Origin of the sequence: Nostoc sp., from assembly GCF_036917195.1 — a bacterium.
In the GTDB taxonomy this organism is placed as follows: domain Bacteria; phylum Cyanobacteriota; class Cyanobacteriia; order Cyanobacteriales; family Nostocaceae; genus Nostoc.
In genome coordinates this window covers 28,656-53,676 of sequence record NZ_JBALDG010000038.1, presented here as the reverse complement: position 1 = coordinate 53,676, position 25,021 = coordinate 28,656, and the positions used below count along the sequence as shown (strand labels likewise).

Annotated in this window: 23 protein-coding genes and 1 pseudogene; 17 read left to right on the top strand and 7 right to left on the bottom strand. The window is 42.3% G+C overall.

The window, feature by feature from the left end:
- Nucleotides 1-28: 28 nt before the first annotated feature.
- From V7K40_RS13370 to V7K40_RS13360, 3 genes are all read right to left on the bottom strand, one after another.
- Nucleotides 29-2,314: an FUSC family membrane protein gene (locus V7K40_RS13370; RefSeq protein WP_334960263.1), complete on the bottom strand. Its 2,286-nt coding sequence runs from the start codon at nucleotides 2,312-2,314 to the stop codon at nucleotides 29-31.
- 99 nt (nucleotides 2,315-2,413) lie between these two features.
- Entirely contained in the window at nucleotides 2,414-2,956 is a 543-nt protein-coding gene (locus V7K40_RS13365; protein ID WP_334960260.1) for a DoxX family protein, read from the bottom strand.
- Nucleotides 2,953-3,858 (bottom strand): SMP-30/gluconolactonase/LRE family protein, encoded by a 906-nt coding sequence (locus tag V7K40_RS13360; protein ID WP_334960258.1) that lies wholly within the window; start codon nucleotides 3,856-3,858, stop codon nucleotides 2,953-2,955. Before V7K40_RS13360 ends, V7K40_RS13365 begins: the two co-directional genes overlap by 4 nt.
- 754 nt (nucleotides 3,859-4,612) lie before the next feature.
- On the opposite strand from V7K40_RS13360, the gene V7K40_RS13355 reads away from it, so the two are divergent.
- The 3 genes from V7K40_RS13355 to V7K40_RS13345 are packed head-to-tail and all read left to right on the top strand — an operon-like array spanning nucleotide 4,613 to nucleotide 8,246.
- Nucleotides 4,613-6,241 carry an FAD-dependent oxidoreductase gene (locus tag V7K40_RS13355; RefSeq protein ID WP_334960256.1) on the top strand — a complete coding sequence of 543 codons (1,629 nt, stop codon included), beginning with the start codon at nucleotides 4,613-4,615 and terminating at the stop codon, nucleotides 6,239-6,241.
- A gap of 35 nt (nucleotides 6,242-6,276) precedes the next feature.
- On the top strand, nucleotides 6,277-7,869 hold the full coding sequence (locus V7K40_RS13350) for a GMC family oxidoreductase (RefSeq protein ID WP_334960254.1): 1,593 nt from the start codon (nucleotides 6,277-6,279) through the stop codon (nucleotides 7,867-7,869).
- Nucleotides 7,866-8,246, top strand: a complete 381-nt coding sequence (locus V7K40_RS13345) for a hypothetical protein (protein WP_334960252.1) — start codon at nucleotides 7,866-7,868, stop codon at nucleotides 8,244-8,246. Before V7K40_RS13350 ends, V7K40_RS13345 begins: the two co-directional genes overlap by 4 nt.
- 161 nt (nucleotides 8,247-8,407) lie before the next feature.
- Here the strand turns inward: V7K40_RS13345 and glgX are convergent, their stop codons facing one another.
- A complete protein-coding gene (gene glgX, locus V7K40_RS13340; RefSeq protein ID WP_334960250.1) occupies nucleotides 8,408-10,534 on the bottom strand; it encodes a glycogen debranching protein GlgX in 2,127 nt (708 codons plus the stop codon).
- A 663-nt stretch (nucleotides 10,535-11,197) separates the two neighbouring features.
- On the opposite strand from glgX, the gene V7K40_RS13335 reads away from it, so the two are divergent.
- From V7K40_RS13335 to V7K40_RS13280, 12 genes and pseudogenes are all read left to right on the top strand, one after another.
- Entirely contained in the window at nucleotides 11,198-12,538 is a 1,341-nt protein-coding gene (locus tag V7K40_RS13335) for a hemolysin family protein (RefSeq protein WP_334960248.1), read from the top strand.
- A gap of 130 nt (nucleotides 12,539-12,668) precedes the next feature.
- On the top strand, nucleotides 12,669-12,821 hold the full coding sequence (locus tag V7K40_RS13330; protein WP_334960246.1) for a lmo0937 family membrane protein: 153 nt from the start codon (nucleotides 12,669-12,671) through the stop codon (nucleotides 12,819-12,821).
- A gap of 229 nt (nucleotides 12,822-13,050) precedes the next feature.
- Nucleotides 13,051-13,506 (top strand): GNAT family N-acetyltransferase, encoded by a 456-nt coding sequence (locus V7K40_RS13325; protein ID WP_334960244.1) that lies wholly within the window; start codon nucleotides 13,051-13,053, stop codon nucleotides 13,504-13,506.
- Nucleotides 13,507-14,048: 542 nt separating this feature from the next.
- Nucleotides 14,049-14,252, top strand: coding sequence for an NIL domain-containing protein (locus V7K40_RS13320; protein WP_334960242.1), 204 nt, complete (start codon nucleotides 14,049-14,051; stop codon nucleotides 14,250-14,252).
- A gap of 156 nt (nucleotides 14,253-14,408) precedes the next feature.
- Nucleotides 14,409-14,615, top strand: coding sequence for a hypothetical protein (locus tag V7K40_RS13315; protein ID WP_334960240.1), 207 nt, complete (start codon nucleotides 14,409-14,411; stop codon nucleotides 14,613-14,615).
- A 250-nt stretch (nucleotides 14,616-14,865) separates the two neighbouring features.
- Nucleotides 14,866-15,657, top strand: coding sequence for a MetQ/NlpA family ABC transporter substrate-binding protein (locus V7K40_RS13310; protein WP_334960238.1), 792 nt, complete (start codon nucleotides 14,866-14,868; stop codon nucleotides 15,655-15,657).
- 265 nt (nucleotides 15,658-15,922) lie between these two features.
- Nucleotides 15,923-16,225, top strand: a pseudogene (locus V7K40_RS13305) (MetQ/NlpA family ABC transporter substrate-binding protein); the annotation flags it as partial.
- Nucleotides 16,226-16,323: 98 nt separating this feature from the next.
- Nucleotides 16,324-16,530: a hypothetical protein gene (locus V7K40_RS13300; protein ID WP_334960236.1), complete on the top strand. Its 207-nt coding sequence runs from the start codon at nucleotides 16,324-16,326 to the stop codon at nucleotides 16,528-16,530.
- Between the two features lie 43 nt (nucleotides 16,531-16,573).
- Complete coding sequence (locus V7K40_RS13295) at nucleotides 16,574-16,744, top strand: hypothetical protein (protein ID WP_334960234.1); 171 nt, start codon at nucleotides 16,574-16,576, stop codon at nucleotides 16,742-16,744.
- A gap of 48 nt (nucleotides 16,745-16,792) precedes the next feature.
- The gene (locus V7K40_RS13290; protein WP_334960232.1) at nucleotides 16,793-17,236 is read left to right on the top strand and encodes a hypothetical protein; all 444 of its coding nucleotides are present in this window, start codon (nucleotides 16,793-16,795) and stop codon (nucleotides 17,234-17,236) included.
- Nucleotides 17,237-17,307: 71 nt separating this feature from the next.
- On the top strand, nucleotides 17,308-18,375 hold the full coding sequence (namA, locus tag V7K40_RS13285) for an NADPH dehydrogenase NamA (protein WP_334960229.1): 1,068 nt from the start codon (nucleotides 17,308-17,310) through the stop codon (nucleotides 18,373-18,375).
- 779 nt (nucleotides 18,376-19,154) lie between these two features.
- Nucleotides 19,155-20,474 carry an MFS transporter gene (locus V7K40_RS13280; protein ID WP_334960227.1) on the top strand — a complete coding sequence of 440 codons (1,320 nt, stop codon included), beginning with the start codon at nucleotides 19,155-19,157 and terminating at the stop codon, nucleotides 20,472-20,474.
- Between the two features lie 185 nt (nucleotides 20,475-20,659).
- Here the strand turns inward: V7K40_RS13280 and V7K40_RS13275 are convergent, their stop codons facing one another.
- From V7K40_RS13275 to V7K40_RS13265, 3 genes are read right to left on the bottom strand one after another with little or no spacing between them, the layout of a single operon-like run.
- Nucleotides 20,660-21,493 (bottom strand): ABC transporter permease, encoded by an 834-nt coding sequence (locus tag V7K40_RS13275; RefSeq protein ID WP_334960225.1) that lies wholly within the window; start codon nucleotides 21,491-21,493, stop codon nucleotides 20,660-20,662.
- Complete coding sequence (locus V7K40_RS13270; RefSeq protein ID WP_334960223.1) at nucleotides 21,490-21,633, bottom strand: hypothetical protein; 144 nt, start codon at nucleotides 21,631-21,633, stop codon at nucleotides 21,490-21,492. Before V7K40_RS13270 ends, V7K40_RS13275 begins: the two co-directional genes overlap by 4 nt.
- Nucleotides 21,634-21,642: 9 nt before the next feature.
- Entirely contained in the window at nucleotides 21,643-21,816 is a 174-nt protein-coding gene (locus V7K40_RS13265) for a hypothetical protein (protein ID WP_334960221.1), read from the bottom strand.
- A gap of 126 nt (nucleotides 21,817-21,942) precedes the next feature.
- Between V7K40_RS13265 and V7K40_RS13260 the strand changes: the two genes are divergently transcribed.
- Entirely contained in the window at nucleotides 21,943-23,340 is a 1,398-nt protein-coding gene (locus tag V7K40_RS13260; RefSeq protein WP_334960219.1) for a tetratricopeptide repeat protein, read from the top strand.
- Nucleotides 23,337-24,347 (top strand): aldo/keto reductase, encoded by a 1,011-nt coding sequence (locus V7K40_RS13255; RefSeq protein WP_334960217.1) that lies wholly within the window; start codon nucleotides 23,337-23,339, stop codon nucleotides 24,345-24,347. Before V7K40_RS13260 ends, V7K40_RS13255 begins: the two co-directional genes overlap by 4 nt.
- Nucleotides 24,348-25,021 lie beyond the last annotated feature (674 nt).

The window sequence follows — 25,021 nt, the reverse complement described above, 5'->3', positions numbered from 1 at the left end:
TTGCTTTGCGAAACCCTATTCAAGAAAATTATTCTTGCAGACGAGCAATTACACAGTGCATAACTTTAACTTCATTAACAATTCGATCCAGTTCTGTAGATAGAGGAGTTTGTTCTCGAACGGCTTGTAATGTGGGAGTTAAACTGTGGAAATTTGTGGCAATCTCTAATAACCGAGCAGTATGTAACTGTTCAATTTGGTTGTGAATTGCTTCGAGATAGCTATCCAGCGCTGGTAACGATTGGGGTGGCTGTCCTTGCCGAAGGGCATCTGCTAAGTTTTCCAAAACTTGAACAATAGTATCAGTAAGCCGCTTCAGTTCAAGAAATTGGTACTCGCCGCTAAATTCCCGCAGATGTTCTGCTAGAGTTGTCACCGAACTGAAAAAGCCCCGAATATATACCATCAGCGTCATTACAGGTTCGATTTCTCCCTGAATGTGACGAGGTTCGCTGAACAATCGTTGAGCGGCGGCGTTAGCGTTGGCGTTCTCTAGTGCTGCTTGATGGCGTAGCATATTGATAGAATCAGCAGATGTATTCTGTTCTGGATGCATATAGTTAGATATTACTTGCTGATAGTAGGCAAGATTGGCTCTAATTGTCTTTTCCAGTTGTGCGGGAAGTTGCTGTCGTTCCCAACGGGGGAAAAGCAAATAGCTGCCAAGCAGTGCTAAACTACCCCCAGCCAAGCTATCGAAAATCCTCAATACTCCAACCTTCCAGCCACCTGCACTAATAATGTTGAGTAGCAAGATGATGGCGGAAGTGAGCAGTATAGTGAATATGCTGTAGCTTAATGATCGCACCGACATTGCAACAAACACCAGTAGCAAGAAACAAACTGCGATCGCCAATTGATTCTTAATTAGTAAAATCAAAGTAATACCAATAATTCCCCCCAAAATAGTACCGATGACTCTTTGTACTGTTGTCTCGGACGTTCCACCAAAGTTGGGCTTGAGTGCAACTAGAGCTGTGAGCGTTATCCAGTAGCCTCTAGGTAGTTGCAATAACGACGCAATCAATTCAGCAAAAGTTGTAATCAGTGCTAGGCGCAACGCATGACGAAAAAGGACTGAATCAAAAGTGAAGTTATTCCGCAGTGTATCAATAAATGCAGTCCCCTCTGGTTGGGCTGGGGGGGAAATGTCTCGCTGGGTAATGCTAGGCTGTTTTCCCTGGATTAAATCTGTAACAAGATCCGCATCAGTATGAATTTTCTGTGCCAGCTTTCTAAGACTGGCTGTAATCTTCTCAAGGTTGACTAGATCGGAATAGCTATCTGGCTGAACATTTATCGTTTTATTCAGGACTTGAGAGCGCAAAACTTGTCGGTGGTGTTCCAATGCTTCAACACTCCGATCCAGATCCCCCAAGTGAGGTGAGTTTTTTCCTTTGGCGATTGCTTGTGACAACATTTGCAGAGCAATTGCTAACTGTTCGAGCACTTGCTGAATTTCCTTCTGTAATCGAGAAAATAGTTGATGTTCGGATGCGATCGCTAATAGTTCGCTCAGTGCTACAACAGAATTGACAATTTGATTTACATCCTCGATTAACACCAGTAAGTAATTTCCCCGCAGGTTAGCTCCTTTTTGTCTAGTCCATATAGTTGTCCAGACGCTACGGGCAGCTGTCAAATCCTGGATAATGGTATCCTGAGCTTGCAAAAATTGCTGTGCCCACTGCTGACGAGCCTTTGGATTTAATGTTCTCTGGCCTTCCAAATCTACGAATTTGCTCAACGAGAGATAACAGTTAGCAACTACTTGCATTGCAGGTACATGAGGACGCACCACCCACAGTCCTAATAAGAGCGCGGTTGTCCATGTTCCACCAGCCAGACATAGCGCAGATTGCTGGATAAGAGTAGACAAATTGGAATATGAAGCGAATCTAGCAAGCGAAATCACAAACATGATCGAAGTAACTAAGCTGACAGATGCAGCCACGTTGCCATAGAGACTTGCTAAACCTGCTATAAATATCACCAAGAATGTTGTCGGCACAGCTAACCAGAGATGACTGCTAACCAGACTCGCGATCACGAACATCAAAGTTACCCCAATCGTAGCTGCGATCATCGCAGTCGCTCTCTGGCGATAGGCTCCGTCAACATTTACCATGCCAACGAACCAAGCCGCCATAGTGGCGACCGCACTTGCAGCCGCGTGACCAGTAATGATTCCAACTCCAATTGGGACACCCAGTATAAAAAGGCTACGCAATCCTGAGAAAATAGCGGGCTTACCTGGTTTGAGTTGAAACTGCTGAAACAACCAATTGAGAGGACGTTTATCTGTAGATTGCATTATTAGGCTGGCGACTATAACAAAGCAGATCGCCTATTACAGCATTTTAGCCACATCTAAGTGGTTGGAGGATAACTGTAATATGCCTTCGGCTAATTTTCACCGGCCAAAAATCAGAGCATCCAGTGAATATGCTCCAGGGCCTAAAACTGCGATCGCAATCAGCATGACGCAGTACATAAACGCTTTTTCCCAACTTGGCGGTTCGCCTTTTCCTAAAGGGCCTTTATACTGGTCTTCTGGAATTAAGTATGGATCTTGGGCTACAAAAGGTTTACTTCCAGAGACTTCTAAATATATCGCAAAAATCATTGAGCCGAGAATGGGCAATGTCGCCAAAAGTGTCAGAAATCCAATAATCAGAAAAATTCCGCCACCTAACATAGATGCAGCTGATAAAAAGCAAAGAAAGACAGGCATTTTTACAGACTCAGCCCACTGTTGAAGATGCGTTATCTTCGGATAGCCGTGGAGGATGAATAACCAGCCAAGGCTAACTCTTAGTAGTAAAAGTGCTAATCCGGGGAATCCGTCAGGATACAGATGATAAAGTGAACTTAATAGGTATGGCCCTAGCTGCGGGAAATTAAATGCAGCTAGAAAAAAGGCGATCGCTACACCACTGGCAAATTTATAAATCATTGCTGTACACCACGGGTATTAAGGTCGATAGCATATAAGGAATGACCCGCTGTGATAAACAAGCGATCGCCTTCCTTCCCACCGAAAGTTAGGTTAGTGGATGTCTCCGGTACGAGAATTTTTCCTAACTGAGTCCCGTCAGGGGCGTATATCTGCACGCTATCCTGGGAACTAATAAAAATATTGCCATGTTCGTCAACCCGAAATCCATCAGGTTGTCCTGGAGCGATGACACAGAATACACGGCCATTCTTCACATGGCGATCGTCCACAACCTCATACACGCGAATATGATGAGGCCCCCCAGGTATATTAAACGCGGCTGTATCTGAAACATACAGCAGGCTTTCGTCTGGACTGAAAGCCAGCCCATTAGGGCGCACCATATCCGTTACTATAGGATAAATTTCACCAGTAGCAGGGTCAAAGCGGTACACATAACTTCCGGGTTGTTCTTGTTCGCCGCCGTAACCTTGGTTTGGCTCAGTGATCCCATAAGGCGGATCGGTGAACCAAATTGTGCCGTCGCTTTTAACTACTAAATCATTTGGACTGTTGAGGCGTTTGCCTTGGTAGCGATCAACTAGAACCTTCCATTCACCATCGTCTTCGCGTCGGATAATCGCACGCAAACCGGAGGAACAAGCAACTAGACGACCCTTTAAGTCGCGGTAATTACCGCTTTGGTAATCAGATGGATCTCGGAGGACACTTACGTTCTCAGTAGCACTCCAGCGTAATAAACGGTTGCCGTGAGCATCACTCCACACAACACTGTCGTCTTCATGGAAGTAAAGAGGGCCTTCGCTATGGACTGCACCGTTGGCAAGCTTTTGAAGTGAAACATCTAGAGGTATAATAGCACGCAGGCGATCGTCATAAATCTCAATGGCTTCAGGCATAGGAATCTCCTGTTATTTAACTTGGTTACTGACAATAAATGGCAGCTTAAAGTTAATGTCAATTTAAAAAGTAATAGGTTATAAAATTTATCCGCACTTTTTATAGATATCAAATATGCTTGACTTACATAATATATAAACAAAAATCAAATTAAAATGAAATCTTAGCATCTCTTTAGGCATAAATAAAAATTAAGCCATTGGGTAGAATCTAAAATTTTAGATTGAGAATATCTTTGTTGCTCTGGATTATGCCAATCCATCTAGCCCCAGAAATTTTCTCAATTCTCAGTTACAAATCCTAGTTAAAACAATTTTTTTCAAAGGTTATCTATGTCTAAAGGCTGAATTTATCATTTAAGATATAGACCATTGATGAGTTGAAAAATTCAGACTTTGTGATATAAAGTAAAGCGTGCAAGCAAAAAATATCTGAATATTTCTCAATTAATCAGCTTCGCATAAATTGTTCCCAATTAAGAAATAGAGAAATAGCTTACGGATCAAGGTAAAGTAGCTGTAATTACTGGAGGTGATTCCGGTAGTGAAAAAGCCACAGCGAAACTGCTTGCTGATGAGGGTGCAAAGGTTACAATTTATGCAAGTTCTTTGTTGTTATATCAATTCGTAATTCGTAATAAAGGGGTGTAAATCTTGCGCTCGGACTCAGATTGCATCAGTTTTTTCGGGTTTGAATCTGTTGCCGGATTTGAAAGAATTGGTATAACTCTTATTCTTAATTTAAGAGTTGATTATGAAACAGATAGAAGCAGTTGTTGCCAATATAAATGATCTAAATGATGGTGAAATGCGACAGGTAGCTGTCGGCGAGACAGAAATTTTACTGACCCGATTAGATGGAAAGTTTCATGCCGTCGGCGCACACTGCTCTCATTATAAAGCGCCGCTGGCAGAGGGGGTATTGAGTGGACATCATGTTGTTTGCCCCTGGCACAATGCCTATTTTGACGTGAGGACTGGGGATCAACTAGAACCACCTGGCTTGGATTCTTTAACCTGTTATCAGGTACGGATTGAAGGTGAAAACGTCATTGTCAGCGTCCCAGAGGAAACAACGGGATTGCGATCGCCCGCAATGGCGCAATTTAACCCCGACGCTGATAAACGCACATTTGTGATCTTAGGCGCAGGGGCGGCGGGTGTCCATGCCGCAGAAACTTTGCGAGTAGCTGGATATCAAGGGCGAATCGTCATGATCACTCAGGATGACAGGCTACCCTATGATCGCACCAAGCTGAGTAAAGACTACTTCATTGGTAAAACATCCTCAGAGGAAATGCCCCTGCGATCGCCAGATTTCTACAAAGAACACGCGATTGAAGTACTGTTGAATAAGCGAGTTGAACAGGTGCAAACAACGGCAAAAGCGATCACCTTTAGCGATAGCGCAAGCAGTAGCGACGCAGGAGCGTCTGGTGATTCGTTGAATTATGATGCCTTACTAGTAGCAACAGGAGGAAAACCACTCCAGCTAGATATTCCCGGTGCAGACTTGCAAAATGTTCTCACATTACGCAGTTTTGATGATACTGACCGCATTTTGACACTGAGCAAGCAAAAAGGACAAGCGATAGTCATTGGCTCCAGTTTTATCGGCATGGAAACAGCAGCTGGGCTGAGTCAGCACGGCTTACAAGTGACTGTTGTTTCACCGGATTCTGTACCTTTTAAGAAAATATTAGGTGAGGAAATTGGTAAAATATTTCAGCAAGTTCATGAAGAAAACGGTGTTTCCTTTAAGTTTGGTAGGAAAGCGGTTCAATTTGAAGGTAGTGACAAGGTAGAAGCTGTAATTTTAGATAATGGCGATCGCCTCAAAGCAGATATAGTAATTGTCGGAATTGGTGTACAGCCAGCAACAGACTTTCTTCAGGGGATCGATTTGCATCCCAAAGATGGCAGTGTTGTTGTTGATGAATACTTGCGTGCAGCTGATGGCATCTATGCCGCAGGCGATATTGCCCGTTATCCCGATTGGCGCACAAATGAATCGCTTCGGGTTGAACATTGGCGAGTTGCAGCACAGCAGGGGCGAATTGCAGCTCATAACATGGCAGGGAAAGCAGTTAAATTTAGAGGGCTTCCTTTGTTTTGGACGATGCAATTCAAGTTTCCCTTGCGCTACATCGGCCACGCCCAAAGTTGGGATGAGATAATTGTAGATGGGGATTTGCAAAAACAGGAATTTATTGCTTTCTACGTCAAAAACAATCAAGTATTGGCAGTTGCAACCAGCCATAAAGATACAGAAACAGCAGCTATCTCAGAATTGATGCGCTTGAACCAGATGTTAACTGTTGAGGAATTACGGCGTGGTACAGTTGATTTGATTCAAAGACAGCCAGTTAATAACAAGCAATAGGTTTGAGACAAGGTAATTTGGCATCTCCTGCATATATGACAAACATCACTGAACACTACGACATCATCATCATCGGTACGGGAGCCGGTGGAGGGACACTGGCTCACCGCCTCGCACCCACAGGTAAAAAAATTCTAGTGCTGGAACGAGGCGACTTTTTACCGAGAGAGAAAGCTAACTGGAGTCCAGGGGAAGTTTATCAAAAACATCGCTACCACGCAGATGAGGAATGGTATAACAAGGAAGGCAAAACCTTTAAACCGCAGACAGGCTACTGGGTTGGCGGCAATACCAAACTCTACGGTGCAGCCTTGATTAGATTACGCGAGCGAGATTTTGAAAGGGTAATTCACAAGGGAGGAATTTCTCCAGAATGGCCACTCAAGTACTCAAACTTTGAGCCGTACTACACCCAGGCAGAAAAGCTGTATGATGTGCATGGCAAGCAAGGGGAAGACCCAACTGAACCACCTCGCAGCGAACCATATCCCTATGAGCCAGTGAGTCATGAGCCGGATATGCAGGAATTGGCTGATGGCATCCGCGGACTAGGTTACTACCCATTTCATCTACCACTGGGATTAAAACTCAATGAAAGCGATCGCACTAAAAGTCCCTGTATTCGCTGCGATACCTTTGATGGATACCCCTGTCTGGTAGGTGCAAAAGCCGATGCCGATGTTAACGCCATTCGTCCCAGCCGCGAAATGTATGCTAATTTCACCCTTTTAACTAATGCCAAAGTCTTACGGCTGCATACCAGTGAGTCGGGGCGAGAGGTTACGAGTGTAGAAACTGAAATTGCCGGAGAGTCACATTGGTTTGCAGGTGATATTGTAGTTGTTGCCTGTGGCTCTATCAACTCGGCTCTGTTGCTTTTAAAGTCTGCTAATGACAAACATCCCAATGGATTGGCAAACAGTTCCGATCAAGTGGGGCGGAATTATATGAAACAGTTGGAAACTGCGATCGTTTCCATACATCTAAATGTAAATCGCGCCAACTTTCAAAAAACAATCGCTGTCAACGATTTTTATTGGGGAGAGCCAGATTTTCCTTATCCAATGGGAATGGTGCAAAATACTGGCAATGTCCTAGCTGATATGATTCCCGCCGAGGCTCCGCCGCTCATGGCTCCGTTTATTAAACTGATTCCTGAGTATGAGCGCCATTTGCTTGCTGAAAGATCAGTGGGCTGGTGGTTGCAAACAGAAGATTTACCAGACCCGAATAATCGGATTCGGCTAGTGGGTGACAAAACTTATATTGACTATACACTGAACAATACCGAAGCAGGCGATCGCTTAATTCATCGTTGGACATCTGTACTCAAGTCAATTCCTAACTCTGCTAAACACGTCCTACCATTTAGTATTTATCCCCGCACTACTATACCAGAACAAGCAGTTGCCCATCAATGCGGTACTTGTCGATTTGGCACAGATCCTAAAACCTCAGTCCTTGACATCAATTGCCGTACCCATGATGTCGATAATCTCTATGTGGTTGATAGTAGTTTCTTTCCGTCAAATTCAGGTGCTAACCCAACATTAACAATTATGGCGAATGCATTGCGGGTTGGCGACCGCATAGCTGAACGCTTGAAATCAAAAGGAGGAACATTATGACAAACGATGAACAGCAAATTAAACAACAAGACCAACCGCAGATTGAATCTCAACAAATTGGCTCAGATGCAACGGATTCTCATTCTATAGCTACAAGTTTAGGGGCTGTGGGAGGTGGCGTAGCAGGAGCCGCACTGGGCCGCTCAATTGCGGGTAAACTCGGTGCTGCGATCGGTGGGGTTGCAGGAGCGATCGCCGGTGGCGTTGCAGGTAATCAGCTAGTAGCGTACACTGAGGATTTGATTGAAGAACTCCAGCCGATAATTGGATTGCGATTAGGAGCCGATCACAAACCAATTGAACTACCCCGTCACTACACTTGGGAAGAACTACAGGCGCTGTCAAAATCCCAAGGTGGAGAAATCCAAGCTACCTAAGCCAAAATGGTATAAAGCACCGTCCGAAAGTTTTAGTGCGTTTGGACTAATCTCCATAACGCACCCTACATATATAGTTATATTTTTTCACACAATCAAATCAGATTGCTACTATATTGGGCCCAACTGAGAACCACTATAAATCCTGAGATTTTATGCTACTAAGAAAGACGACGTAACAGCATCAGAGAGCGGTCTGTAACTGGCACAGTTTGCTCACCCATAATCAATTTTCCTGAGTTAAGAAAGCGAGATTCGTTGGTATCAATAACTATTTCCCATTCCCTGTCCTGGAAAACATTGGGTAAGGCAAACTCAATCGTTTCGTAATGAGCATTAAAAAATAGCAGAAAGCTCTCATCAATAATACGTTCACCGCGGGCCCCAGGAGTAACAATGCCCTCGCCATTCAAGAAGATTTCCATAGCTTTGGCATAACTAACTAGCCACTGCTTTTGGGTCATTTCACTACCATCGGCATTAAACCAACCAATATCACTAATACCCAAACCGTGAATCGGACGGCCTTGAAACCACTTACGCCGTCGAAATGCTGGATGCTGATGACGAAAATTAATCAGTTGACGGGTAAAGTCTAATAGTTCAGTATTAGACTTTTGTAAACTCCAATCACGCCAGGAAAGTTCATTATCTTGGCAGTAGACATTGTTGTTACCCTTCTGACTAAAACCAATTTCATCTCCTCCTAGTAGCATGGGTATGCCTTGAGATAGCATTAAAGTTGCTAAAAAGTTGCGTCGCTGACGTTCCCGTAAGCGGATCACGTCTGGCTCAAGGGTTTCTCCTTCTACACCGCAATTCCAAGATCGGTTATGGCTTTCCCCATCCCGGTTATCTTCGCCGTTGGCCTGATTATCCTTTTGGTTGTAACTGACCAAATCATTGAGCGTGAAGCCATCATGAGCAGTGATGAAATTAATACTGGCACTGGGATTGCGCCCGTTTGCTTGGTAAAGATCAGGGCTACCAGTAAAACAGTAAGCAAATTGTCCGAGGCTATCATCCTCACCACGCCAAAAATCCCGTACAGTATCACGATACCTGCCATTCCATTCAGACCAACGTAAAGGAAAATTGCCAACTTGATAACCGCCTTCTCCTAAATCCCAAGGTTCAGCAATCAGCTTCACATCTGCCAGAACTGGATCTTGATGAATAATATCAAAAAAAGCTGCGAGATTATCTACTTCATATAGTTCTCGCGCTAATGCTGAAGCTAAATCAAAGCGAAAACCATCAACATGCATTTCTGTTACCCAATAGCGCAGACTATCCATGATTAACTTCAGAACTTGGGCATGACGCACATTCAGAGAGTTGCCGCAACCTGTGAAGTCCATGTGGTAACGAGAGTTATCTTTGATCAAGCGGTAGTACACACTATTATCGATGCCTCGCAGCGACAATGTTGGCCCTAAATGATTGCCTTCGCCAGTGTGGTTATAAACTACATCTAAAATTACTTCAATGCCAGCAAAGTGTAAGTCCTTGACCATCTGCTTAAACTCGGTCACTTGTTGTCCGAGTGAGCCACTAGCACTGTAACCGGAGTAGGGTGTGAAATAATTAATGGAATCGTAACCCCAATAGTTTTTGAGTCCTTTATTCACCAGAAATCCTGGAGAAGATAAAAAGTGATGTACAGGCATCAATTCCACAGATGTGATTCCTAGTTGTTGGAGATATTGAATTGCTGCTGGATGTCCTAGCCCTGCATAAGTACCACGTAATTCTTCTGGAATTTCTGGGTGTAGCTTAGTAAAACCTTTAACGTGAGTCTCATAAATAATAGTTTCGTGCCACGGTCTACCAAGTGGTTTGTCGTCTCCCCAATCAAAGGACTGATCAACAACAACACACTTTGGCATAATTTGGGCATTATCTAAATCGGAAAAAGCTAGGTCTTCTTCTGGTGCATCTAAAGGGTAGCCAAAAATAGCTGAACTCTCGTTAATTTCCCCATCAATTGCCTTGGCATAGGGATCAATTAGTAGTTTATTAGGGTTAAATCGATGACCAGCTTCTGGGGCCCAATGGCCATGGACTCTAAACCCATAGCGTTGTCCAGGCCCCACTCCTGGTAGATAAGCGTGCCAAACAAAATTATTTTTTTCTGTTAAAGGTAAGCGAATTTCCTGATTATCAGCATCAAACAAACAAAGTTCTACACCTGTTGCATTTTCGGAAAATAAAGCAAAGTTTGTGCCCTTCCCATCCCAACTAGCACCCAAGGGATATACATTTCCAGGCCATACAGATACATACATAAGTGAAATACCAAAAGCTAATTTTACTGTTACTAACAAACTTGAAGATGTGTTGAATAGTAATTTATGTAAGTTAATTTCAACATGAAAGCTAACAAATTTGAATTAAGGAAATCTTAGCATAGAGCTTTTATAATTAAAAAGTCTTATAAGCAGATGACAAGCATAGGATTGGTTTTCATTTCCAGCTATAAAATAATTTTTGGTATTGTCAATTGACAATATCAACACTGAGAACGCCGTTCTTACTATTTGACTCATAAATTAGCTAACAAGTTTATTTGCCAAATATTTCTCTAAATAGTTTTATCAAAAATAGCAGACACCTACATCTACCAAAATGACGTAATTTATCTCAGTCAACATGTAGATTTACTTAAAACATCTTTTGTGCATCTTTCATCTCAATTTTTGGATTGACTTACATAGTATTTTTGCTTAATGTATCTGTTAATACTAATAAAAAGGTATATTGAAACGAATGTTGCTAGGTGGTTGTATGACACTAGGAGTGATAACTATTAAACTAAAGCATGAGTGGCGATTGACGGTGGCAAGTAGTAAAGGCATTGCACTTACTCATTACATCTACTTTGCCACGCTCAATCTAATTAATTAGAGTTAAATATATTTAATAGTCTGTCAACAGAACTTGAAATTATTATGAACAGCCAACTTAATTTGCTTACAGCAAGCAAGTTACTAGCCCTAATTTTCTTGGTACTAGCCAACGGCTTTTTTGTAGCAGCAGAATTTGCCTTAGTCGTTTTACGTCGTAGTCGTGTCGAGGAGCTAGTTGCTGAAGAACATCCTCAGGCAAAGGCTTTACAACGTGCAGTCAACAACTTAGACTCTTATCTAGCAGCAACTCAACTTGGCGTTACTATGTCTTCTCTGGGCTTAGGTTGGATTGGAGAACCAGCACTAGCTGTACTCGTTGAGCCTGCTTTCCACTGGCTGCCGCAATCCTTGGCCTTGTTGAGCGCCCATACCCTATCAGTAATTGTAGCATTCATAATCATTACCTGTCTCCATATCGTCTTGGGAGAATTAGCTCCTAAGAGTCTGGCACTTCAACGTACAGAAGGCACTGCCTTCGCTGTGATTAATCTGTTAGAACTGTACTTAGCTATATTTCGCCCAGCTGTCGAGGGTTTGAATAATATCGGAAATTTCGTTCTCAAACTTATCGGCTTGCAACCAGGAAATGCCGAACAATTATTTCATTCTACTGAAGAATTGAAACTTTTAGTCGCAGCTAGTCATGAAGCAGGTTTATTGGGGTCAGCCGAACAAGATGTAGTGGAGCGAGTGTTTAGTATTGGCGATCGACGAGTTAGTGCGTTTATGACACCACGTACAGAGATGGAATGGCTTAACATTGATCAGCCACTTGAAATAATCCGCCATCAAGTCATCAAAAGTATGCATTATTTCTTTCCTGTTGGACAGGATAGCGTTGATAATTTATTAGGTGTTGTACAAACCAAAGAATTTTTAGCCCATAATCCAACTCAACCGATTGAATTGCAAGCCTTATTAAAACCACTCTTGTATGTGCCAGAAAGCATGAATGCTTTGAAACTCCTGGATTTATTTAAGAAATCTGGGACTCACATTGCCTTAATCGTGGATGAGTATGGTGTGACACAAGGTTTGGTTACACTCACTGACATTATAGAAGCGATTGTAGGTGATATCCCCTCGAGTGAAGAGCTAACCGACCCTGAGATTGTGCAACGCGAGGATGGATCTTGGTTGTTAGATGGACTATTGCCCATTGACGAGTTGAAAGAAATTCTCAACATCAAAAAGTTACCACCACAGGCAGGAATCAACTATCAAACTTTAGGGGGTTTTATTGTGAACCAGCTTGGACATATTCCTTCTAGTGCTGAATATTTTGAGTGGGCGGGACTACGTTTTGAAGTAATTGATATGGATGGGAACCGAGTTGATAAAGTGCTGGTTGCCCGTGTAAGCGCTCATTCAAAAGCTGTCTGATTTTTAATTTATTTATTTCCAACGGAAGATGATTTGAATTCGGATATCTGTCTTAGGATAAATAGAATTTAACTGAGGTAACCGTTAAAATGTCTGAGTTAGAAAAAATCACCTGACTCAGAGCAAAAATATGTTGGGTATACTTTGGGGAATTGTAGTTCTACTATTTGCTTTTTGGGCATTAGGACTCGCACTTCATATCGCTGGAAATTTAATTCATATAGTGTTAATTGTAGCCATAGCCCTTGCTATCTATAATTTCGCAAAAAGCCGTGCTATGTAGATGAATAAATGATCACACGTTCATGACTTTTAACTCAGTTAGCTACATGAGAAGCTACATAGCCGAATGGTAGTTTTGTTAATAAGGTGATCATTGGTTGTAGAGCACCAGCAACTGCCCTTCATCCAGTCTTGAATGGCGATCGCATATAAACCATCCTGATTGAAATCAGTGTAATTAAACAATCTACAAACATTAAAGTAGTACTTTAAAAATAACTTGCCATATCGTGGTAAGGATTCGTCCCTATCAATTAAATAATTTAGAAGATACCGTTCGGCTATGGTATCGAACTTGGCATGAAACATTTTCTCACATTAAACACCCATACCCATATTCCGTATGGAAAGCTCGATTTCGTGATCACCTCGCTGCACACGGGGATATTTGGCTGGCTGAAGTTGAAAATCAAATTGTAGGTTTTGTTATAGTCATCAAAGAGGAACAATGGTTAAGCCAGCTGTTTGTAGATACGACATACCAAAATCAGGGTATCGGTTCAGTATTACTTGATAAAGCTAAAGCAATTTGTCCCCAAGGTATAAGGCTTCACACATTACAAGCGAATATAAAAGCTTGTGTTTTTTACGAACGACACGGTTTCAAAGTGGGCAAACTGTCAAGAAACGAAATCAACGGTCAACCTAATGTGGAATATTACTGGATGCCTGAGTACGATATTTGACTAAATGGCGTCATTTCGTCCAGATACTTTGGTTGGCGATGGAACGCACCTCGATCCGTGTAGGCAGGATTTCATCCTGGTAGGAACAATCAGCTACGGTTTGCAATGCGCGGATATCGTCATCGCTGACCGGGCGTAGCTCTCGCGCTCCGCGCTGGGTAATGGATTTGGAGGTATTCAGTGGCAAGCGCGACAGTTTCGTGTAAACCTGAGCATAGGCGTCTGGATTCGCGATCGCCCAATCATTGGCTTTGTTGGCGTTGCATAATAGAGGGATGAATTGAGGTCATCTACTGTGCAATGTCCATACTGTAAGTCTACGGAGATTCGGAAAAACGACTTCAGCACTTGATCCTCAGACGACGCGATCAATTTTGGAACTATTGCGCGATCTCAACAAGCGCATGGGGCTAACAATTTTGCTGATTACCCATGAATGGGCGTAGTTAAGCAAATCTGCGACAGTGTAGCCGTACTCAATGCTGGCAAGGTTGTAGAATAGCGGCGAGTCAGCGATTTAATCGCCAAGCCAGAATCACTTCTTGCCCAACCAAGAAGTTTTCCCGCGTCGGAATGAACATATAGCACGTCCTGGCATAGTGCTAGCAATGATCGCCTTTGCCGGAGAACAAGCAAGTCAGCCGATTTTCGCCACTTTAGCACGTCGTTTTGATGTTGATATTAATATCCTCAGCGGTAGTATCGAAACCGTAGGCGATCGCCTGGTCAGTTTCAGATCGAACTAGAGGCAGCAAAGGTGACTCAAGCCTTGAAATATTTACACGAATCAGAGTTTAAAGTGGAAGTGCATTAACAATCCGTAATTCGTAATTCGTAATTTGTAATTATTTGTTGATGGAAAGAGTCAATTACCAAATTTAAATCAAAGATTAGACCAAACTATGACTGCAATTGACACTACTTTTCTTAAAACAGGTGCTGCGATCACTAGTCCAGCAGATTATCCCGATAGCCCTTTGTTGCAGGCTTTACGGCAACCCGTTCTCCCACATAAATTGGCTGTAGAGGCTTGGAACTGTATGCCTCTACCCTTGTTTTTTATCTTCATCTATGCAAATCTTATAGTCAATACTACGTTAAATCTATAAAATTACCGTAATATGCAATTAAATTATCTAATAGCAGGTAACAGTGGTATGGCAGCTTTTTAAACCAAGTGAGATTTTTAGTGTTTTATGACAAAGCGTACAGAAAAAGTACCTTAATTGGTAGTGTTACTCAATTAGAAAAGCCCATAGATAGCCGCGTTGGTCAGTTTCACATCGAACTAGAAGAATCAAAAGTAACCTAAGCCTTGAAATATTTACCCGAATCAGAGTAGGAAGTGGAGGTGCATTGATGCAAGGGCAAGAATTACTGCAAAGTTTCTGGCTGGCTACTGGTAACACTTTTTACATCGAAAGTATATCAGCGGTAGTAGCTATACTTTTAGGTTTGCCTTTGGGCTTAATCTTAGTGATGACAGGGACAGGGAACCTGCTAGATTTTCCACAGGTGCATAAAGTGTTGTGTGCGATCATCAATACAGGGCGATCATTTCCCTTTATTACTTTGCTAGTCGTCTTGACACCACTGACGCGGGCGATCGTCGGTACTTCCATCGGTAGCACAGCCGCGCTGGTTCCCCTAACTCTCGCCGCCATCCGATTTTTTGGCCGCATCGCTCAAACCAGCATTCTGGAAGTTGATAAAGGACTAATAAAAGCCGCCCAAGCAATGGGTTGCAACCATTGGCAAATCGTCCTCAAAGTATTGATTCCAGAGGCTTTCCCATCCCTGCTGTTGAGTATGACAATTCTCGTCGTCAGTCTACTGAACTCTTCAGCAATGGCTGGGGCCGTTGGTGGCGACGGCTTAGGTAATTTAGCAATTCAATACGGCTACCAACGATTCTTTAATGACTGGATACAACCGAATATAGTTTTAAGAGACAAAGTAATCGATGCCAATTTTTTTCAACATCGACCTTTGATGAATAATGCTCTCAAGGAACTCAAAATCAACAGGACTTACGCACAGGTAACGGAAAATCGTAGACGCAAAGCGGCTTGCCGCAGGCTACCACAGAGGACGCAGAGAAGCCAGTACGCCCTTGGGTTCTCCGGCTTGTCCCTTGCGCGTCTCCCTTAGGAGAAGCAACTGGCGCGACACGGAGGAATAAGAGTTTGAGAGGTTTTTTGCGTAAGTCCTAATCAATTTAGTCCCATTAAATCTAGTTTCTTTAAGCACACTCCGTCTTTTCTTAAAAAGCCTCAAATCTGTGAATGAGGTTCCTCAAAATGTCACTGTCACAATTGCCAATGATGTAATAAATAATGACTAAGGACTGAGGTTAGTGGCAAATAATGGCTTAATAAAACTTAAGGAAAATACTAAATAATTTGTAACTCAAAGAGATATAGCCGAGAATTCTAAAAACTTGCGAATCAAGGAAGTAGAAAGAGTCCAAGTAGTTCGAGCTATTAATGATGTAGACTTTATTGTTTCCTCGGCTCAAATTGTTGCTCTAGCAGGAATAACATCGCAATCTATGGGACAGGAGACAGCTAAAGATAAAAAGTCTGCCCTGGCATTAGTCACATTACAGGGTCGAGAAAATGAGCCAAAAATTCAGAAGCTAAACAAACTTCTTAACGATCCACAAGTTAGAGATTTTATTAACAAGCAGTATCAGGGGCGAATAGTACCTGTATTTTAAAGATGGTGAAAGAATCAAAGATGAAAATTTTATACTTCATCTTTCCTAAGTTACCAATTACTAAACTTAAATTGTCACATTAGTTGGAGAATAAAGCCATGTATTTCGGAAAAATTGAAAATGAATTATGTTGTGGAGAAATTTGGTCAATTTGGCAAACAACTAAATTACCAGATCATTTACAGTTATTAGTGGATCAAGAACTAGGAAAAGACGATATCTGGGAATTGCAGAGCCAAAAGTCTGATGATCAGCCTGTTCATCTAAGTCCTGATCAGGACTCTAATCATTCAACAAGTATTTAAGCTACTATTCCATATTTGGGTGCATAATAAGGTGCAGCACATTTTGACCAATGATAAAAATTCGCTGATGCAGCGAAGTTCCGTTTTAACTTTAGCGATCGCTTGTGGTTTAGCAGTGGCTAATGTCTACTATAATCAGCCACTACTGGTTGATATGGGAGGTAGCTTGAATATCTCTGTCCAGCAGGTGGGATTTATTCCCACTCTTACCTAAACTGGCTATGCAGTGGGGCTACTGTTGTTAGTTCCTTTGGGCGACAGGATGGAACGCAGGTGGTTAATTGTCACTATGCTAAGTTTGCTGGCTTGTGCTTTGGTGGTGGAGGCTACATCTCTTAATCTCGTTTGGTTATCTGTGTCGAGTTTCGGACTAGTAGCTTTTGTCATCCTTTGGATAGCTGGTGGAACTCATTTAATGGGTCATATATTAGGAGTGCTTATTCTTGATTTGGGAATGCACACTGGTTACGTTTCAAATCAAATCCGCGTCTACAACTTAGTTCCAAATGCTAAGAGCTGTCTAAATACGGTGTACATGGTCACTAACTACACTAGCGGCGCACTCGGCTCTTTTCTTAGTACTTATACGTGGGGATTGTGGCAATGGAAGGGCGTTTGTGCATTGGAATTCTTTTTGTTGGCTGTGGCGTTTATCACGTTTATCGTTCATTTCAGTGTATGTAACAGAAAATCTCCAGCTGTTTAATGCAAATTCGAGTTCATGCTGCAAATCCGTCCCCAATTTCTTTCACCTAACAAGAGAAGGAATCAATATTAATGGCACACCTATTTGAACCATTCAAGATTCGTGAAGTTACCTTTCGCAACCGCATCGCTGTTTCACCGATGTGTCAATATTCTAGTACAAATGGATATGCTAATGATTGGCACGTTATTCATCTAGCTTCTCGCGCAGTTGGCGGTGCAGGTATAGTGATAACAGAAGCAGCAGCTGTAGAACCTAGCGGACGCATTAGCCCCCAAGATTTGGGAATCTGGTCAGATGCACATATTGAAACTTTAGCCAAAACTGTGGCATTGATTCATAACTTTGGAGCTGTTGCAGGTATTCAACTTGCTCATGCAGGTAGAAAAGCCAGCACTGCTAAACCCAGTAAGGGAGGAAAAGCGCTAGATGAATCTCAGGAAGGTTGGCGTCCCTTGGTTTCGAGTAGTGCGATCGCCTTTAGTAAAGATAGCCCAGTTCCAGAAGCCCTAAGTCTTCAGGGAATTCAAGAAGTTATTGAAGCCTTTGTCGAAGCTACCAAACGTTCTCTGGAAGCTGGTTTCAAGGTAGTTGAAATCCATGCTGCCCACGGTTATCTACTACACCAGTTTCTCTCACCTCTTTCTAACCAACGGCAAGATGATTATGGTGGCAGCTTTGAAAACCGGACTCGTCTGCTTAGAGAAGTTGTTCAAGCAGTCCGAGATGTTTGGCCTGAGACATATCCATTGTGGGTACGTATTTCTGCCACCGATTGGGTAGATAAGGGTTGGGACATCGAGCAAAGTATCGCTTTAAGTGACAAACTTAAGTCTCTAGGAGTTGATCTCATCGATACTTCATCGGGCGGTATTATACCAGGCATCAATATACCAATTAAACCTGGTTATCAGACTGAGTTTGCCGAACGCATCCGCCGCGAAGCCAATATCCATACAGGAGCCGTGGGCTTAATTACATCCCCTGAGCAAGCTGACAAAATTATTCGCACAGAAGTAGCTGATATAGTGCTGTTAGGACGTGAACTACTCCGCAATCCTTACTGGCCACATCTGGCAGCCAAACAGTTAGGACACGATAAACTCTGGCCTGTTCAATACGACCGAGCTTGGCTATGATCTCACCTGTGCTTAATTGAGGATCAACCACCCCAAACCTTTGCTGCTTGGCGGTAGGGGTTGAGGGTTGATTTGTAAGAATTGTGAGTATTCGACTAGACATGGTATGATACATATTCTAGTCATACTGTCGGTATTTTTTGTTGTAATACTAAGCATACAAACTTTCTGTGTTACAAACATTAAGCTTTGCTAATACTCTTTCAGGGCTGTTAATATGTAACTCTGCTAAAACTCCATCAAAAAAATAGTAGAGACGTTGCAATGCAATGTCTCTACTAATGTCCTCGTCCGTGCAAATTATCTTCTCCAAGCGTAATGGGTTAAAGGAAAAACCCAAAGGCTTGTGTCGCCTCGTTAAGAGTCTTAAGACTGGGAATGTATTCCTGTGGGGTGCACCCAAGATAGGTTAAGAGCCTTAAGGCTCTTAACCAGTCAGGGCAAGGGCTGTATCTTAACTTAGTGCCATTAAGCTATAGCCGAATGGCACTAAGAAAAGTTGAAAGGCTTGTGTAACCTTGTTCCCAGTCTTCAGACTGGGAACAAGGTTACACAAGCCTCTGCCTTTGGTCAAGAAAAAGGAGGCGGAGCCTCCCAAAATAGTTTCCCAGCTTGGAGGCTGGGAACGAGGCAAGACTTTGGACTTATCTTAGTGCCATTCAGTTATGCCCTTGAAATTTAGTGATAAATCACTCATTACAAACCACTAGTTCATATTTTCAAGTGAAGTCTATTTTAAAAAAAAAGGGCTGCAACAATTTTTAAACAGGGAAATATTCATGATACCAAGTAATAAAGAAAACTTCCAAAAAAGCAAGCTAAACTTTGTTTATTTTGAACTTCCGTCTGCGTTAAAATCCGTTAATTTTTCTTGCTTCGTTATCGGAGAAAGCTTATCTTTTTTTGGATCTTGGATGACTCAAATTGCTTTGGTATGGCTAGTTTATCAAATAACTAATTCGGCTGTATTAGTTGGCGTGGCTGGATTTACAAATCAAGCTATGGGCTTGATTATTACTCCTTTGATAGGAGTCTTACTAGATCGCTGGAACTTACGATATGTCCTATTAACTACTCAGCTAGTATCTATTCTGCTATCTTCAACACTAACATTTTTAACTCTTAGTGGGAACATCAATGTTGTATGGATTATTGTCATCGGTACGCTTCAGGGAACGGTAAAAGCTTTCGATTTACCAGCACGTCAGGTAATTATTCCTAGACTTTTGGATAAGAAATCAGATACTTATAGTGCGATGGCTTGCCATTCATTCTTGATTAATACAGCGAAGTTTGTTAGTCCGATGATTGGGGGTTTACTAATTGCTCGATCTGGTACAGCTTCTTGTTTTTTAGTAGATAGTATTAGTTATCTACCTTTTCTATCTGCAATCTTAACTGTCAAAGTAAACCCAATTATAAATAATTCCTTGGCTCAAAAATACCAAATTTGGGAAAACCTCAAAGAAGGGTTTGTTTACGCATACGAATTTTTGCCAATTAAATATTTATTAATATTACAAATCATTATCTGTTTTATGGGAATGACTCATGTCAATTTAGTGCCGATTTTTGCTCAAGAAGTTCTCAAGGGTAACGCTGAAACTATGGGCTTTTTGATGACAGCTTCGGCACTTGGTTCTATAGTTTCAGGTATTTATCTGATTTCTAGAAAAAATGTCATAGGATTGGGAAAAATTATAGCAAGTTCTGCTGCAATTCTAGGTTTAGGTTTAATAGTTTTTTCTCGGTCAACCAATTTAGAGATTTGTTTAATATTCATGTTTATTATAGGTATGAATAATACTTTAACTCTAGCTTCAATAAATAACTTTATGCAATCAATTCTTCTTGATGAAAATAAAAGAGGTAGAGTAACTAGTCTATTTACAACTGGTTTTTTAGGAATCTTGCCTTTCGGTAATTTATTTTTCGGGGCATTGGCAGGTCATCTAGGTGTTACCAATGCTTTATTATTTGGCGGAATTTGTTGCATTTTAGGAGCATATTTTTTTAGTAGACAACTGCCCCAAATCAGAAAGATAGTGCATCCAATTTATGCAGAGTTGGGCTTACTTCCACAGTCAAGTAAAGGCTAAATCCGCTTTGATTCGATCTTGTCTGGAAGCGATGTCTACGATGGTCACTGAGCTTTGTCGTACCACTTCGTGGAAGCAAGCTACGCGCAGCGTCTCCAAGAGTTGTGCGGGCTACGCTTACGCCTAATTCTCTCAACTCGACATTTCAACAAAAACTGCCTTTAATACTTCATCCAAACCCAAGTTTAACTACGTTTAATACCCCATTTTTGCACTGTTTTGATTTCAATTAATCGAAAAATATAATCGACAGCTAAACCCAAAATTGCAATCACCACTAATCCGGCAAATACGCGATCGGTTTGGAGGAAGTAGCGACTGTTATTAATCTGCCATCCCAAACCGCTAGTAGCACCCCCTGAACCAAAGACTAACTCAGATGCAATCACAGTGCGCCAACCAAAAGCCCAAGCAGTTCTCAAGCCTGTTAAGATGTGAGGCAATGCAGCAGAGAGCATAATTTCTCGAATCAGTTTGAAACCATCTAGACCGAGGTTTTTCCCCACCATCAGAACTATTGGGTTGATGGTAGTGAGTCCCATTTCTGTATTCAAGGCAATAGGCCAAGTTGTAGCATGGGCAGTAACTACGATCATAGAAACAGAAGTGAACCCAAACCAAATTATCACTAGAGGTAAAATAGCGATCGCAGGTAAGGGATTCAGCATTGAACTCATTACAATTAGCAAATCTTGACCAAAACGAGAAACTTTGGCGAAAGCTGCTAAAGCCGTACCCAGAATCACACCCAAGACCATACCAATACATAACACCGATAAAGTACTGAGTGTTGCTTGCATTAGTTTTTGACTCAATAAGTCGCGCCACAGTACTTCTAGAACTGCTATTGGGCCAGGAATGAGTAAGGCGAAAACTTGGGAAACCCAGACATACAATTGCCAAAAAATCAATAGACGGCAAAAAATTGCTCCACGCCTGAAAGTACTACTGGCTTTGAGTGAAGTATATAACTTCTCAAATTTATCGGAATTTGCTGTTGTTCGAGTTACAAATTTCATACTCGAAAAGCCTCACGACGAAAATCATTGCTGAGTAAACTTTCTAAATAGGCAGCGACTTCGACAAACTTTTTAGTGTTGATGTCATTAATCTCTGCGGTATCAACAATTTCTTTGACAGTTCCAGGTACTGCTGTCATCACTAAAACTCAATGTCCCAGGTAAACAGCTTCTTGTATGGAATGGGTGATTAGAATGATTGTCAACCCTGTATTCTGCCAAATAGTATTGAGTTCGTATTGCAGTTGAGTCCGCGTCAGCGCATCCAAAGTAGCAAAAGGCTCATCCATCAGGATAACTTGAGGTTTTACAGCCGCTATCACATGAGCATTTGTACGAAATTATTAATCAGATCATTATTAACTCCAATAACACGATTGAGATACAGTAGTTTATAGCCTAGCTTTTGCAAAGTTATGCTTGTAGCTGTGCAATGCTCTGGGAAACCAATGGTAAAAGATGCATTTGAACTCGAAATTACTACCGACTCATCAGCAGCAGTAAATGCCATCGATAGCTTTGTCGATCAATTATTGGGTGTTGGTAACCATGCCCAAGTTATTCTCAAAGCAGTTGAGGCAGATCCAGCCTGTGTGATCGCCAATGCTCAAGCTGCCGCCTTTTATCTGTTTGCTGGTGGTTCTGTTGCCTTAACTCAGGCGACATCTTATCTAAATACGGCAAAGGTAAACCTCACCTACGCTAATGATCGCGAAAAACTTTATGTTGCTGCAATTGAAGCATGGGCAAACCGAGATATTGCCCAAGCGATCGCCCACCATGAAGTGATCGCTGATAGCTATCCCCGCGATTTAGCCTCGTTGCATGTTGCCCAATACCACTATAGAAATTCTGGTAACAGTCAAGGGATGCTGCAAATTGCCGAAAAAGTTTTCGCCGCTAATCGTCACAACCCGTATATCTACGGGATGTTGGCCTTCGGGCTAGAAGAGTGTCATCGTTTAGCAGAAGCAGAAACATATGCCAGGCAAGCGATCGCCCTGAAACGAGATAACCGTTGGGCACACCACGCCCTTGCTCATGTGTTAGAAACTCAAGGGCGCTTAGATGAAGGGATCGCCTTAATGGAAAGTCTCAGCGATACCTGGGAATATGGTAACCCAGTGTTTTACGGACATCTTTGGTGGCACACATCCCTTTACTACCTAGATGCAGAGAATTTTGCCAAGGTAGTAGAAATTTATGACCGAAACATTTGGGGACGTGCCGAAAAAGACAATAGACGCGAGCAGATTAATGCGATCGCATTATTGTTGCGGCTAGAGTTACGCGGTGTAGATGTCGGTTCGCGCTGGCAGGAACTTGCTGCTTACCTGCAACCACGGCTACACGAACACGTCCTCGCCTTCCTGGATTTACAATACATCTATGCACTGGTGCGGGGCGGTAAGGATGATTGGGCGGCACAGATGTTAGAGAGTATGCAAACTCATGCAGAGAAAGTCTTACCCTACCTGCGGCGTACTTGGCTAGAGGTAGGAGTACCAGCTGCTAGGGGGATGATTGCTCATGCTCGTGGAGATTGGGAGAGGGCGATCGCTCAACTAGAGCCAGTGTTACCCGATTTATACTCCACGGGTGGATCTCATGCTCAACGAGATTTGTTTGAGCAAATTTATCTTGATGCACTGATTCGCGATCGGCAGTATCACAAAGCCTTGAATGTCCTGGAAAAGCGCAATGCTGCCCGTGGCAATATTCCAGTGATTCAGCGGGAATTAGCTAATACTTACAGCCAGCTAGGACAGATCGATGAAGCACATCAAGCTTCTCAACTTGCATTAGAACTATCACAACATTATCAAAAAGTAGAGCAAACAGTATGACGACATACGTAAATCTTGGAAAAAGTGGACTAAAAGTATCACGCCTTACTCTGGGTACTATGACCTACGGTTCTCGGAAATGGCGAGAATGGGTACTAGAAGAAGAAGAGAGTCGCCCGTTTATTAAACTAGCTTTGGAATTGGGGATTAACTTCTTTGATTCCGCCGATGTTTACTCCTTAGGTGTTAGTGAAGAAATCTTGGGACGGGCGCTTAAGGATTTTGCCAAAAGAGATCAAGTTGTCATTGCTACCAAAATCTTCAATAAAATCGGTGATGGGCCCAATGATCAAGGGCTGTCTCGCAAACATATTTTTGATGGCATTGATGCCTCATTGCGGCGGCTACAAACAGATTACGTCGATTTGTACCAAATTCACCGTTGGGACTACGAAACACCAATTGAGGAAACCCTAGAGGCGCTGCATGATGTAGTCAAATCAGGTAAAGTTCGTTACTTGGGAATCTCAAGTGTTTACGCATGGCAGTTCGCCAAAGCCCTTTACACGGCTGACAAACACGGCTGGACTCGCTTTATATCTATTCAAAATCACTACAACTTAGTTTATCGAGAAGAAGAGAGAGAGGTGATACCTTTATCTCTAGATCAAGGAATTGGGATCATTCCCTGGAGTCCACTGGCACGAGGCTTTCTAGCGGGAAATCGCAGCAAGCAAAGCTATGGGGAAACTGTGCGCGCTAAAACCGATGAATTTGCTCACAATCTCTACTATCAAGATTCGGATTTCCAAATAGTCGATCGCGTCGTAGAGTTAGCCCAAAAACGCGGTGTTAAACCAACACAAATTGCCTTGGCTTGGTTGTTGCATCAACCGGGTGTCACGGCTCCGATTGTTGGTGCTAGTAAGATAGAGCATCTCAAAGAAGCAGTGGAGGCTGTGGATTTGAAGCTTTCTGATGAAGAGCGCAAATTCCTTGAAGAACCTTACACACCCCATCCCATCTTAGGACATCAGTACCCAACCGCCTCTGCCAGTCGCCCATAGCAATATCTGGTACTGGGGAAGAAGTAAGGGAATAGGTAACAGATGATAGGGAACAGATTTAGAACTAGCCCTTTCAAGGTGGGTAAAAATTTTGCTCAACAAACTCCTATTTAACCTGTTGACTCTGTGTTCTCTGTGGTTAAACAAAAGACTTTTTAAGTGCACAGACGCAAAGAGCGCAGAGAGAAATAAGAGATTTTACAAGTCACCTTGAAAAAGCTAATCCTAGATTTATGAACTTTTCTGTTTCTCCTCTTGACGGGTATACCAATCAGAGTGAGGCTACTCTACTGAAGTCATTTGGGGTAACTATCTTTCACTCTATGTGCCAATTGCCTTATTTACTGTCATACCATTAGTTTATAGGTTGAGTAATGTAAGAAAATTTAACCCAGCTCACTTAACTAAGTACACTTTTGCATTAAAAGCGTAGCGTTTTTAATGCAGGGGGACGCATTAGCATTGCATCAAAATACATTGGCATTGTAGAGGGACGCATTAACATTGCATCAAGATGCATTGGCATTGTAGAGGGACGCATTGGCATTGCATCAAGATGCATTGGCATTGTAGAGGGACGCATTGGCATTGCATCAAGACGCATTGAAATTGTAAGGTATTGCCAAATTTAATTCGCTACAAATTAATTAAATGCTGTACTAAGTTGCAAAAAA

Bases quoted from the DNA above. Each gene is read 5' to 3' on its own strand.
- V7K40_RS13370 (WP_334960263.1), bottom strand. From the start codon at position 2,314: ATGCAATCTACAGATAAACGTCCTCTCAATTGGTTGTTTCAGCAGTTT.
- V7K40_RS13365 (WP_334960260.1), bottom strand. From the start codon at position 2,956: ATGATTTATAAATTTGCCAGTGGTGTAGCGATCGCCTTTTTTCTAGCT.
- V7K40_RS13360 (WP_334960258.1), bottom strand. From the start codon at position 3,858: ATGCCTGAAGCCATTGAGATTTATGACGATCGCCTGCGTGCTATTATA.
- V7K40_RS13355 (WP_334960256.1), top strand. From the start codon at position 4,613: ATGAAACAGATAGAAGCAGTTGTTGCCAATATAAATGATCTAAATGAT.
- V7K40_RS13350 (WP_334960254.1), top strand. From the start codon at position 6,277: ATGACAAACATCACTGAACACTACGACATCATCATCATCGGTACGGGA.
- V7K40_RS13345 (WP_334960252.1), top strand. From the start codon at position 7,866: ATGACAAACGATGAACAGCAAATTAAACAACAAGACCAACCGCAGATT.
- glgX (WP_334960250.1), bottom strand. From the start codon at position 10,534: ATGTATGTATCTGTATGGCCTGGAAATGTATATCCCTTGGGTGCTAGT.
- V7K40_RS13335 (WP_334960248.1), top strand. From the start codon at position 11,198: ATGAACAGCCAACTTAATTTGCTTACAGCAAGCAAGTTACTAGCCCTA.
- V7K40_RS13330 (WP_334960246.1), top strand. From the start codon at position 12,669: ATGTTGGGTATACTTTGGGGAATTGTAGTTCTACTATTTGCTTTTTGG.
- V7K40_RS13315 (WP_334960240.1), top strand. From the start codon at position 14,409: ATGACTGCAATTGACACTACTTTTCTTAAAACAGGTGCTGCGATCACT.
- V7K40_RS13310 (WP_334960238.1), top strand. From the start codon at position 14,866: ATGCAAGGGCAAGAATTACTGCAAAGTTTCTGGCTGGCTACTGGTAAC.
- V7K40_RS13300 (WP_334960236.1), top strand. From the start codon at position 16,324: ATGTATTTCGGAAAAATTGAAAATGAATTATGTTGTGGAGAAATTTGG.
- V7K40_RS13290 (WP_334960232.1), top strand. From the start codon at position 16,793: ATGGAACGCAGGTGGTTAATTGTCACTATGCTAAGTTTGCTGGCTTGT.
- namA (WP_334960229.1), top strand. From the start codon at position 17,308: ATGGCACACCTATTTGAACCATTCAAGATTCGTGAAGTTACCTTTCGC.
- V7K40_RS13280 (WP_334960227.1), top strand. From the start codon at position 19,155: ATGATACCAAGTAATAAAGAAAACTTCCAAAAAAGCAAGCTAAACTTT.
- V7K40_RS13275 (WP_334960225.1), bottom strand. From the start codon at position 21,493: ATGAAATTTGTAACTCGAACAACAGCAAATTCCGATAAATTTGAGAAG.
- V7K40_RS13270 (WP_334960223.1), bottom strand. From the start codon at position 21,633: ATGACAGCAGTACCTGGAACTGTCAAAGAAATTGTTGATACCGCAGAG.
- V7K40_RS13260 (WP_334960219.1), top strand. From the start codon at position 21,943: ATGGTAAAAGATGCATTTGAACTCGAAATTACTACCGACTCATCAGCA.
- V7K40_RS13255 (WP_334960217.1), top strand. From the start codon at position 23,337: ATGACGACATACGTAAATCTTGGAAAAAGTGGACTAAAAGTATCACGC.